This window comes from Cupriavidus necator A5-1 (assembly GCF_000744095.1).
Lineage (GTDB): Bacteria > Pseudomonadota > Gammaproteobacteria > Burkholderiales > Burkholderiaceae > Cupriavidus > Cupriavidus necator_A.
The window spans coordinates 3,380,415-3,391,527 of record NZ_JQLI01000001.1 but is presented as its reverse complement, the minus strand read 5'-3'; the positions used below and the strand labels follow the sequence as shown (position 1 = coordinate 3,391,527).

The 11,113-nt window shown below is 61.2% G+C and carries 9 protein-coding genes; 8 read left to right on the top strand and 1 reads right to left on the bottom strand.

The genetic code is table 11. The features are described 5' to 3' along the window. Window positions 1-55: 55 nt before the first annotated feature. The 8 genes from K307_RS15130 (at window position 56) to cyoD (ending at window position 9,589) form a co-directional block, all read left to right on the top strand. Window positions 56-1,846, top strand: coding sequence for an acyl-CoA dehydrogenase (locus K307_RS15130; protein WP_042879294.1), 1,791 nt, complete (start codon window positions 56-58; stop codon window positions 1,844-1,846). 13 nt (window positions 1,847-1,859) lie between these two features. Then, entirely contained in the window at window positions 1,860-3,557 is a 1,698-nt protein-coding gene (locus tag K307_RS15125; protein WP_155301157.1) for an electron transfer flavoprotein-ubiquinone oxidoreductase, read from the top strand. 57 nt (window positions 3,558-3,614) lie between these two features. Continuing rightward, window positions 3,615-4,364: an electron transfer flavoprotein subunit beta/FixA family protein gene (locus K307_RS15120; RefSeq protein ID WP_042879292.1), complete on the top strand. Its 750-nt coding sequence runs from the start codon at window positions 3,615-3,617 to the stop codon at window positions 4,362-4,364. A 16-nt stretch (window positions 4,365-4,380) separates the two neighbouring features. Beyond that, window positions 4,381-5,316 (top strand): electron transfer flavoprotein subunit alpha/FixB family protein, encoded by a 936-nt coding sequence (locus tag K307_RS15115; RefSeq protein ID WP_042879290.1) that lies wholly within the window; start codon window positions 4,381-4,383, stop codon window positions 5,314-5,316. A gap of 402 nt (window positions 5,317-5,718) precedes the next feature. Beyond that, on the top strand, window positions 5,719-6,621 hold the full coding sequence (cyoA, locus tag K307_RS15110) for a ubiquinol oxidase subunit II (protein WP_042879288.1): 903 nt from the start codon (window positions 5,719-5,721) through the stop codon (window positions 6,619-6,621). Window positions 6,622-6,624: 3 nt separating this feature from the next. Next, on the top strand, window positions 6,625-8,601 hold the full coding sequence (gene cyoB, locus K307_RS15105; RefSeq protein WP_042879287.1) for a cytochrome o ubiquinol oxidase subunit I: 1,977 nt from the start codon (window positions 6,625-6,627) through the stop codon (window positions 8,599-8,601). After that, a complete protein-coding gene (cyoC, locus tag K307_RS15100) occupies window positions 8,598-9,218 on the top strand; it encodes a cytochrome o ubiquinol oxidase subunit III (RefSeq protein WP_155301156.1) in 621 nt (206 codons plus the stop codon). Before cyoB ends, cyoC begins: the two co-directional genes overlap by 4 nt. Continuing rightward, window positions 9,215-9,589 carry a cytochrome o ubiquinol oxidase subunit IV gene (gene cyoD, locus K307_RS15095; protein ID WP_051974901.1) on the top strand — a complete coding sequence of 125 codons (375 nt, stop codon included), beginning with the start codon at window positions 9,215-9,217 and terminating at the stop codon, window positions 9,587-9,589. Before cyoC ends, cyoD begins: the two co-directional genes overlap by 4 nt. Before the next feature lie 234 nt (window positions 9,590-9,823). On the opposite strand, the gene K307_RS15090 is transcribed toward cyoD, so the two are convergent. Continuing rightward, on the bottom strand, window positions 9,824-11,101 hold the full coding sequence (locus K307_RS15090) for a DUF3734 domain-containing protein (RefSeq protein WP_051974900.1): 1,278 nt from the start codon (window positions 11,099-11,101) through the stop codon (window positions 9,824-9,826). Between the last annotated feature and the right edge of the window lie 12 nt (window positions 11,102-11,113).

Sequence of the window (11,113 nt, the reverse complement as noted above, 5' to 3'; positions counted from 1 at the left end):
TGCGTCCCCATCAACCACGAGTGGTTCTAAACACGATAGAGATTGGAGCATTGCAATGAGCTACACCGCACCCGTGAAAGACATGCTGTTCACCATGTCGGAGCTCGCCGGCCTCGAGCGCGTAACCCGCTTGCCCGGCTTCGAGGATGCCACGCTGGATACAGCGCAGGCCGTCATCGAAGAATGCGCGAAACTATGCGGCGAAGTGCTTGCGCCGCTGAACGCTGTAGGCGACACGCATCCGAGCAGCTGGAAGGACGGTACAGTCACCTCGCCGCCCGGCTTTGCCGATGCGCTGCGTCAGTTCGCATCCGGCGGATGGCAGGGTGTAAAACACCCGGTCGAGTACGGCGGCCAGGGGCTGCCGAAACTGATTGCAACGCCGTACTATGAGATGGCCAACGCGTCCAACATGGCGTTCGCGCTTTGCCCGGTGCTGACCGACGGCGCGATCGAAGCGCTGCTGACGGCTGGCAGCGAAGCACAGAAGCAGCGCTTTGTACCGAAGCTCGTCTCGGGCGAGTGGACCGGCACGATGAACCTCACCGAGCCGCAGGCAGGCTCCGACCTCGCCCTGGTACGCACGCGCGCCGAGCCGCAGGGAGACGGTACGTATCGGCTCTTCGGCACGAAAATATTTATCACATGGGGCGAGCACGATATGGCGGAGAACATCGTCCATCTCGTGCTGGCCCGCACGCAAGGCGCGCCCGAAGGTGTGAAGGGAATCTCCCTTTTCATCGTGCCGAAGTTCATTGTGAACGACGACGGTTCGCTCGGCGAGCGCAACGATGTGGAATGCGTGTCGATCGAGCACAAGCTCGGCATCAGGGGGAGCGCGACGGCGGTGCTCCAGTTCGGCGATCATGGCGGTGCGCTCGGCCATCTCGTGGGTGCGGAGAACCACGGCCTTGAGTACATGTTCGTCATGATGAATGCGGCGCGCTTTGGCGTCGGTACGCAAGGGGTTGCCATCTCCGACGCGGCCTACCAGAAGGCCGCCGCCTATGCGAAGGAGCGCGTCCAGAGCCGCCCGGTAGATGGTTCGGCCCAGCAGTCCGTGGCGATCATCCGACATCCCGACGTTCGGCGAATGCTCGCGACAATGCGTGCACTGACCGAAGCCGCCCGTTCCCTCGCGTACGTCGCGGCTGCGCACGCCGATATCGCCCAGCATCACCAGGATGCGGCGACCCGTGCCGACCATCAGGCGATCTTTGAATTCCTCGTGCCAGTCGTGAAGGGCTGGAGTACCGAGTCGGCGCTCGAGGTGACGAGCCTCGGCGTGCAAGTCCACGGTGGCATGGGCTTTATCGAGGAAACCGGCGCGGCGCAGTATTACCGCGACGCGCGCATCCTCACGATCTACGAGGGCACGACGGCGATTCAGGCTAACGATCTCGTTGGCCGCAAGACGCTGCACGATCAAGGCGCGGTCGCGAAAACGTTGTTGGCGCAAATCGGGCAGACGCTCGAAGAGCTGCGTGCCGAGCAAGGCAAACCGTTTGAGGCGATGCACAAGCATCTGGCGCAGGGGCGGCGCTCGCTGCAGGCGGCGGTCGAGTACGTTGTCGCGAATGCGACGCACAATCCCAATGCGGTATTCATCGGCAGCGTGCTGTACCTGAAGCTGGCGGGTATTGTGCTGGGCGGCTGGCAAATGGCCCGCGCGATGCTCGTCGCCTCGCGCAAGCTGTCTGAAGACCCGTCGTTCTACGGCGCGAAGATGGCAACTGCCCAGTTCTTCGCCGAATACTTGCTGCCGCAGGCGGTGGCGCTCGAGGCATCGATCACGGGCGCTGACGGTTCGGAAGCCGTGCTGGCCCTTGCGGACGATCAGTTCTGAGCGGGGCGGGAGGATGACGACCGTAATCGGGGCAGAAAACCCCTCCGCACGATGGATCGAGCAATACGGCCCACGCGAGTCGATGGAGTACGACGTCGTCATCGTGGGCGGCGGTCCTGCCGGCCTTTCCGCTGCGATCCGCCTTAAGCAGCTGGCGCAGGAGAGAGGTGTCGAGATCGGCGTGTGCGTGCTCGAGAAGGGTTCGGAAATCGGCGCGCATATCCTGTCGGGCGCGGTCATGGACCCGCGCGCCATCACCGAGCTCATTCCCGACTGGAAGGAAAAAGGCGCGCCTTTGAGCGTGGAGGTGACCGAAGACCGGTTTCTCTTCCTCACCGAGAAGGGCGCCGTGAAAACCCCGAACTGGGCGCTACCGCGTAACTTCCGGAACCATGGCAATTACGTCGTCAGCCTCGCGAACGTCGCGCGCTGGCTTGGGGAATCGGCCGAAGCGCTCGGCGTCGAGATCTTTCCGGGTTTCCCTGCGGCGGAAGTGCTTTATAACGAGGACGGCGCCGTCAAAGGCGTGGCCACGGGGAACATGGGCATCGGCAAGGATGGTCAGCCCACGGAGAACTTCCAGCTCGGGATGGAGCTGCACGCGAAGTACACCCTCTTTTGCGAGGGCGCGCGCGGACATCTTGGCCGGCAGCTCTCCGACACATTCAGGCTGCACGACGGTGCCGACCCGGAGGTCTTCGGCATTGGCATCAAGGAACTCTGGCAGATCGACGCTGCGCGGCACGAACCCGGGCTCGTCATCCACACCGCGGGCTGGCCTCTCGATTCTCAGACTTACGGCGGCTCCTTCCTCTATCACGTCGACAACAACCAGGTCATGGTCGGCTTTGTCGTCGGCCTTGGCTACACGAATCCGTACCTCTCGCCGTTCGAGGAGTTCCAGCGCTACAAGACGCACCCGGCGATCCGCACGTTCCTTGAGGGTGGCAAGCGCGTCGCGTACGGCGCGCGCGCCATTACGGCGGGCGGCCTGATGTCGCTGCCGAAGCTCGTGTTTCCGGGCGGCGCGCTCGTCGGCGATGATGCGGGCTTTCTCAACGCCTCGCGCATCAAGGGCTCGCATGCGGCGATCAAGAGCGGGATGCTCGCGGCGGAAGCCGCATTCGACGCCGTGCAGGCCGGACGACAAGGGGACGAGCTCGCGGCCTACCCCGATTCGTTCAGGCAGTCGTGGCTCCATGAGGAGCTGCATCGCGCGCGTAACTTCAAGCAATGGATGAGCAAGGGGCTCTATCTCGGTACGCTGATGGTTGGTATCGAGCAAAGGCTCTTCGGCGGCAAGGTGCCGTGGACGCTGCATCACCGGCATCGCGATCACGAAATGCTAAAGCCCGCTTCGCAGTGCGCGCAGATCGTCTATCCGAAGCCCGACGGCAAGCTCACCTTCGACCGGCTCTCGTCCGTGTTCCTCTCGAACACGAACCATGAGGAAAACCAGCCCGCGCACCTGACGCTGAAGGACCCGAGCGTGCCTGTCGACGTCAACCTGAGCACCTATGCAGGCCCGGAAGGCCGCTATTGCCCCGCGGCCGTCTACGAGTTCGTCAGGAGCGAGGATGGCGGGGATCGCCTGGTCATCAATGCGCAGAACTGTGTGCATTGCAAGACCTGCGACATCAAGGACCCGACGCAAAACATCGTGTGGGTTACGCCTGAGGGAGGAGGGGGGCCGAATTATCCGAATATGTGAGGGAAGTGGGCGTCATTCGCCAGCGAACCGGCATTAAACCATCCAGGAGAGTATGTCGTGAAAATTCTTGTACCAGTAAAACGTGTCGTCGACGCGAACGTGAAAGTGAGTGCCAAATCGGATGGGACGGGCGTCGACATTGCAAACGTGAAGATGTCGATCAACCCGTTCGACGAGATCGCAGTCGAGGAAGCGGTGCGCTTGAAGGAAGCGGGCGTGGCAACCGAAGTCATCGCCATCTCGGCGGGCGTGGTGCAGGCGCAGGAGACCCTGCGCACCGCGCTCGCAATGGGCGCGGATCGGGCGATTCTGATCGAGTCGAACGAGGAGTTGCAGCCACTGGCGGTGGCCAAGCTCCTCAAGGCGCTGCTCGACAAGGAAGTGCCGCAACTTGTGATCCTCGGCAAGCAGGCGATCGACGACGACTCGAACCAGACCGGCCAGATGCTGGCCGCGCTGGCGGGCCTGCCGCAAGCTACCTTTGCTTCGAAGGTATCGATCGCTGACAGTCGGGCAGTCGTTGAGCGCGAGGTGGACGGCGGCGCGGAGACGCTGTCGGTAGTGCTTCCAGCCGTCATCACGACCGACCTTCGCCTCAATGAGCCGCGTTACGTAACGCTGCCGAACATCATGAAGGCGAAGAAGAAGCCGCTCGAGACCATCAAGCCTGAAGACCTCGGCGTCGACATCACGCCGCGTCTGAAGACGTTGAAAGTGACCGAGGCGCCCAAGCGCAGCGCAGGCATGAAAGTACCGGACGTGAAGACGCTGGTAGAGAAGCTGAAGACCGACGCGAAGGTTCTCTGAGAGAGGTGTAAGGAAAATGACGATTCTTGTAATTGCCGAACATGACAACGCGTCGATCAAGGGTGCCACGCTAAGCACGGTTGCGGCCGCGCAGAAGATCGGTGGCGACATCCACGTGCTCGTGGCGGGCCATAACGCGCAGGGTGCCGCCGATGCGGCGGCGACGATTGCGGGCGTCGCGAAGGTGATGATCGCCGACGCGCCGCAGCTCGGGGCAGGGCTCGCGGAAAACGTCGAAGCGACGGTACTGAACATCGCCAGGAACTATTCGCACATCCTCGCGCCGGCGACCGCCTACGGCAAGAACGTCGCACCGCGCGTGGCGGCGAAGCTCGACGTCGCGCAGATCAGCGACATCACGGCGGTGGTCAGCGCGGACACCTTCCAACGGCCCATCTACGCGGGAAATACGGTGGCGACTGTGCAGTGTCAGGATCCGATCAAGGTCATCACGGTGCGCACGACGGCTTTCGATGCCGTCGCAGCCGTCGGTGGCAGTGCCGCGATCGAAAGGATTGAAGCTGCCGCGGACAGCGGCGTGTCGCGGTTCGTGAGCCGCAAAGTGACGAAGCTCGACCGCCCCGAACTGACGAGCGCGAGCATCGTAGTTTCAGGTGGCCGCGGCCTCGCCAGCGGCGAGAACTACACGAAGGTGCTTGCACCCCTTGCAGACAAGCTGAACGCGGCGCTGGGCGCGTCGCGTGCGGCAGTGGATGCCGGCTTCGCGCCGAACGATTATCAGGTCGGGCAGACCGGCAAGATCGTCGCGCCGCAGCTCTACATCGCGGTGGGCATCTCTGGCGCGATTCAGCATCTGGCGGGCATGAAGGATTCAAAGGTGATTGTCGCGATCAACAAGGATCCTGAAGCGCCGATATTCAGCGTCGCCGATTTTGGATTGGTGGGTGACCTGTTCGATGTCGTCCCGGAACTGGTTGCAGCACTGAGTTGACCGCAGTCTGAACACTGGCTTGAGTAGCCGAGCAACGCGAAGCATGGGTCCGCGACAGCCTGTCCTCGTGGCCCCCTCACCCTCAGGCTTGGAGCTATGCATGCCTGGCGCCGGGAACCCATCTACAAGCAATCTGGAATTGTAATGGGCCTCCTGGCCGCCTACCCTCGTATTGCTGCCGCGTTAGTGACCATGTGTACGCCGTCCCGATGCAAGGGAATAGGACACGTGGGCGGGAGCAGGCTTCAATCCTCAACATAAGACGCAGACTTGAGCGATGCGAGCCAGCAGTCCCGGTCTGCCGTGATTTTTCGCGGCCGGATGCTCAAGAGATTCGCTGTCGAGGTCATTACGATGGATACTGCTAATCCCATTTACGCTCCCTCCAAGGCATTCTTCGGCATGCGCCGGCCAGGCGCTCTGGCTTTCGGCGCCATGGCCATGCTTCTCCTCAATGGCTGCACGATGGAACTGTTTTCCCCGCAAGGCATTATCGGCCAGCAGGAGAAGTCGCTCATCATCATCGCGCTGGTCCTGATGCTGATGGTGGTTATCCCCGTTATCGTTCTGACGCTGTACTTCGCCTGGCGTTATCGCGATACCAACCCGAAGGCGACCTATGCGCCCAAGTGGGCCCGCTCGACCAGGATCGAAGTGGTGGTCTGGGGCATTCCTTGTGTCATCGTGGCCTCGCTTGGCATTCTCATCTGGAACACCACGCACAAGCTCGATCCTTATCGACCCATCCAGTCGAACGTTGCACCGGTCGAGGTTGAGGTCGTAGCACTGAACTGGAAGTGGTTGTTCATCTACCCACAGTATGGCGTCGCCTCGCTGAACCAGCTCGCCATTCCGGTCGACACGCCCATCGACTTCAAAGTGACCGCGGAATCGATCATGAATTCCTTCTTCATTCCGCAGCTCGGCAGCCAGGTTTATGCGATGGCCGGAATGCAGACGCGCCTGCATCTCATCGCGAACGCGCCTGGCGTGTACCTGGGCCAGTCCGCCGTCTACAGCGGGTCGGGCTTCTCCGACATGCACTTCAAAACTGTCGCCACATCGCGTGAGGTGTTCGACAACTGGGTTCGGGAAGCGAAGCAGTCTGCGCGACCCCTGGATGAGAAGACGTACCACATGCTTGAGCGCCCCAGCAGCCGCGACGCGGTGACGCTGTATTCCAGCGTCGCGCCGGCGCTCTTCGCAAACGTCGTGGACAAGTACATGCATGGTGCCGGGCAGATTTGCCGGACGGACAGTCCGGAGACCGTGCGAGCCCCGCATGCAATGGCTATGGAGCGCTGAGCTATGTTTGGAAAATTGAATCTTTCTGCCATCCCACTCCATGAGCCCATCATCATGGGGACGCTGGCAGTCGTCCTGCTGGCGGGCGCGGCCTTACTCGGGGCCATCACCTACTTCGGAAAATGGAAGTACCTGTGGACCGAGTGGATTACCTCGGTCGACCACAAGAAAATCGGCGTGATGTACATCATCCTGGCGCTGGTGATGCTGGTTCGCGGCTTTTCCGATGCCATCATGATGCGTACGCAGCAGGCAATGGCCTTTGGCGATGCGGCTGGCTACTTGCCGCCACACCACTACGACCAGATATTCACCGCGCACGGCGTGATCATGATCTTCTTCGTGGCCACGCCGTTCATCATTGGCCTGATGAACGTAATCGTGCCGCTGCAGATCGGCGCCCGCGACGTCGCCTATCCCTTTGTCAACTCGTTGAGCTTCTGGTTGTCGGCAGCCGGCGTGGTGCTCGTGATGCTGTCGATGTTCGTGGGGGATTTTGCTGCGACCGGCTGGGTGGCTTACCCCCCGTTATCGGAGCTCGGGTATAGCCCAACGGTCGGCGTTGACTATTACATATGGTCGCTACAGATATCAGGTCTCGGCACGACACTAACTGGCATCAATTTTATCGTCACGATCTTGCGCATGCGAGCGCCAGGCCTGACGCTGATGAAGATGCCGGTTTTCACCTGGACGGCGCTGATTACCAATATCCTGATTGTCGCCATCTTCCCGGTCCTGACCGCGACGCTTGCGCTGCTGGCGGCAGACCGATACCTCGGGATGCATTTCTTCACCAATGAGCTCGGTGGGAATGCAATGATGTACATCAACCTCATCTGGATTTGGGGACACCCGGAGGTCTACGTGCTGATTCTCCCAGCCTTTGGCGCGTTCTCGGAGATTATTGCCACGTTCTCGCGCAAGCCTCTCTTCGGCTACCGTTCCATGGTGTACGCCACGTGCTCCATTGGCATTCTTTCCTTCTGCGTCTGGCTGCACCACTTCTTCACCATGGGATCGGGTGCCAATGTCAATGCCTTCTTCGGCATCATGACGTCCATTATCTCCATCCCGACCGGCGTGAAGCTGTTCAACTGGCTGTTCACGATGTACCGCGGGCGGATCCGTTACCACTCGTCAACGTTGTGGACCATTGGCTTCATGGTCACGTTTGCGATAGGGGGGATGACGGGGGTGTTGCTGGCGGTCCCTGGCGCCGACTTCGTGCTGCATAACAGCCTGTTCCTGATTGCCCACTTCCACAACGTCATCATCGGCGGCGTGCTGTTTGGCTTGCTGGCCGCATTGAACTTCTGGTTCCCGAAGGTGTTCGGCTTCACGCTCAATGAATTCTGGGGCAAGGTCTCCTTCTGGTGCTGGCTGGTGGGTTTCTACCTGGCGTTCATGCCGCTCTATGTGCTCGGCTTCAAGGGCATGACACGCCGGATGAATCATTATGCCAACGTGGACTGGCACCCTTACCTGGTCGTCGCCCTGTGCGGAGCCGTAATTATCGGTGCAGGCATTCTCGCGCTGATTGTGCAACTGGGCGTCAGCGTCCGTGACCGAAAGAAGAACCAGGACCTGACCGGCGATCCTTGGGATGGCCGGAGCCTGGAATGGGCTACGGCTTCGCCTGCGCCGTTCTATAACTTTGCCCATGTACCCAAAATCACTTCGATGGAGCAGCACTGGGACGATAAGGAAAGCGGTCGGGCCTATGTTCGCCCGGCCAGATACGAGGCCATTCACCTGCCGAAGAACACGGCTGCCGGCGTCATCATCGCGGCGTTCGGCCTGGTTTTGTGTTTTGCCCTGGTCTGGCACATGTGGTTCGTTGCGTTCGTTGGTCTTGTCGGTGCAATCGGGACCTTTATTGTGCGTAGCTACAACCGCGATGTTGACTATGTTGTTTCCGCCGCCGAGGTTGAGCGGCTCGAAAGCGCGCGCTATGCGCAACTCCAGGTGGCAGCATGACGCATCCAATGACTGGTGACGCTCACGTCCTTGGTGAGCACCTCGCCCACGATCGACACGACGACAGCGCGAAGACGACCCTTGGGTTCTGGATCTACCTGATGGGCGACTGCCTGATCTTTGCGGTGCTCTTTGCCACCTTCGGCGTCCTGGTGGCCAACACGGCTGGCGGGCCCGCTGGTCGGGAACTATTCAGCCTGCCGTTCGTGCTCGGGGAGACAATGTTGCTGCTGTTCAGCAGCTTTACCTTCGGCGTGGCCATGCTGTCGATGCAAGACGGGCGCCAGGACAGCGTAGTGCGCTGGCTTCGCATCACGTTCATCCTTGGCGCTGCATTCATCGGCATGGAGCTCCATGAATTCAGCGAGCTGATGCTCAAGGGTGCGGGGCCTGGAGTGAGCGCATTTCTGTCCTCGTATTTCTCCCTCGTCGGCACGCACGGGATTCACGTCACCCTGGGCCTGTTGTGGATGGCGGTCATGATGCATCAGGTCAGCCGCTTCGGACTGGATGGCGTGACCCGTCGCAGGCTGGCCTGCCTGAGCTTGTTCTGGCACTTCCTGGATCTGGTCTGGATCTGCGTGTTTACCTTCGTCTATCTTCGTGAGTTTGTATGAGCAACCCTAATTTGCACGCGGTCGGTGCCGCGTCGGCGTCGCACGGGAGCCTGAAGGGCTATCTGAGTGGCTTCGTGCTATCGCTAGTACTCACCTTCGCGTCATTTGGCGCCGTGATGTCGGGCCGGTTGCCACCGGGGAAGGTCCTGGTCGGCATTGTGGTGTTGTGCGTCGCCCAGTTGATCGTGCAGCTTGTTTTCTTCCTGCATTTGGGCACATCGCGAGACCAGCGCGAGAACACAGCTATCCTATTCTGCTGTGGCCTGCTTTTGGCCATTATCGTCGCCGGTTCGCTGTGGGTCATGCACAACGCCAACGAGAACATGATGCCCACAAACATGACGGTCGATCGGGCGAAGGTGCGCGACTAGTCCATGATGGAACTGAACGGCCGGTGCTGACGGCTTCAGACCTATGCTTCGCGGTCGAACCGCCGCTGCTGCTGATCGAGAGCAATAGCACATTGCACCTCATGCCTCTGTGCTGAGGCGGAGGCGCTGCGATCGTGGCCAATGTTCCGGGAGTTGCGATTCAATTGGTTGTCACCTCGATACGCGGCCGAGCCTCGGCTTGTCTGGCCTGGCTCAGCTTCCTCCAGCGCAGCGCTAGGCGTCCACACGAATACGGCTATCGGCAGTCGCAATCCTCGCGGCGTCATCGGTATCGGCCAGTTCGCGGTGATCAGGTGCATTGGCGGCCAGTGGATGGCGGTGTATGTCGTGCGTGACAAAGCCCAGGTCGTGGCTCGGGATCTCGAACCAGTCGGCGTTGCCGAAGGAGCGCCGGATGTCATCCAGCCCGCTGTGCCAGTGCTCCGACATCGTTTCCACGCTGAACTCATAGTCCTTGTAGTGCCCTTCGAAGGACTTGTTGTTGTAGATCAGGTGGACAACGTTGACCGCGCTGCCATCGGCCACCCGCTGTGCCTGCCGGAAGACTTCGTTGGATTGCCGCACATGTTCGGGAATATGTTCCAGCAGGTCCTTGATCATGCGGGCATACTGCTGGCCCTGTTTCATGAAGGCGGTGATGGCGCGCGTGCGGCTTGAATACTGGATGTCCTTGGTCCGCTCGGACACATCTAGGAGATTTTCCGGCAGGTGCCCCTGCGCGCTCCACAGGTCGACCTGCAACACCAGCGTGTTCTTGTGCTGGCACTCCCGGATGATTTCCGTGAGCGGTGTGTTGGAAACCAGGCCGCCGTCCCAGTAGAACTCGCCGTCGATTTCCACGGCGGGAAAACCCGGCGGCAGCGCACCCGACGCCATGAAGTGCTCGGGCGCGAGCCGTATTACCGAGTTGTCGAAGTAGGTCAGGTTGCCCGTGCGCACATTGACGGCGCCCACCGAGACGCGGAGGTCTCCCCGGTTGATGCGATCGAAATCCGCATGCGCGAGCAGCGTCGCACGTAGCGCCTCCGTGTCGTAGAAGCTCACCTGGTTGGGTGTGCCGTGCGAGAAACCCAGGGTCTCGAACGGGGAGCGTGGCTTGAAGAATCCTTTCTGGCCCTTCGTCAGTGCGCGCGCCGCGGCCCACATGCCCGCCCACTTGCGCGCCAGGTCCGGGAATCCCAGCGCCGCGGGGAACCAGGCGCTGGCGTGGCCGACGAGATCCGCAGGCTGGCAGATGGTGTTCCAGAACTGGCGCAGGGCTTCGACGCGGTCCTGCGGCGCATTGCCAGCGATGATGGCGGCGTTCAGTGCACCGATCGAAATGCCGGAGATCCATGTGAGTCCGACGCCGGCTTCCGCCAGGCCTTCATAGACGCCGGCCTGGTAGGCGCCCAGCGCCCCGCCACCCTGCAGGACCAGGGCGATTTCGTCATAGTGGCGTAATTCCTCGCGGCTCGCCCGCCCGGTATCGTGTTGTCGAGTGCGGTGCATATCGTGCTCCCC

Excerpts from the sequence above, each read along its gene's own strand:
- K307_RS15130 (WP_042879294.1), top strand. The coding sequence starts at position 56 with ATGAGCTACACCGCACCCGTGAAAGACATGCTGTTCACCATGTCGGAG.
- K307_RS15125 (WP_155301157.1), top strand. The coding sequence starts at position 1,860 with ATGACGACCGTAATCGGGGCAGAAAACCCCTCCGCACGATGGATCGAG.
- K307_RS15115 (WP_042879290.1), top strand. The coding sequence starts at position 4,381 with ATGACGATTCTTGTAATTGCCGAACATGACAACGCGTCGATCAAGGGT.
- cyoA (WP_042879288.1), top strand. The coding sequence starts at position 5,719 with ATGCGCCGGCCAGGCGCTCTGGCTTTCGGCGCCATGGCCATGCTTCTC.
- cyoB (WP_042879287.1), top strand. The coding sequence starts at position 6,625 with ATGTTTGGAAAATTGAATCTTTCTGCCATCCCACTCCATGAGCCCATC.
- cyoC (WP_155301156.1), top strand. The coding sequence starts at position 8,598 with ATGACGCATCCAATGACTGGTGACGCTCACGTCCTTGGTGAGCACCTC.
- cyoD (WP_051974901.1), top strand. The coding sequence starts at position 9,215 with ATGAGCAACCCTAATTTGCACGCGGTCGGTGCCGCGTCGGCGTCGCAC.
- K307_RS15090 (WP_051974900.1), bottom strand. The coding sequence starts at position 11,101 with ATGCACCGCACTCGACAACACGATACCGGGCGGGCGAGCCGCGAGGAA.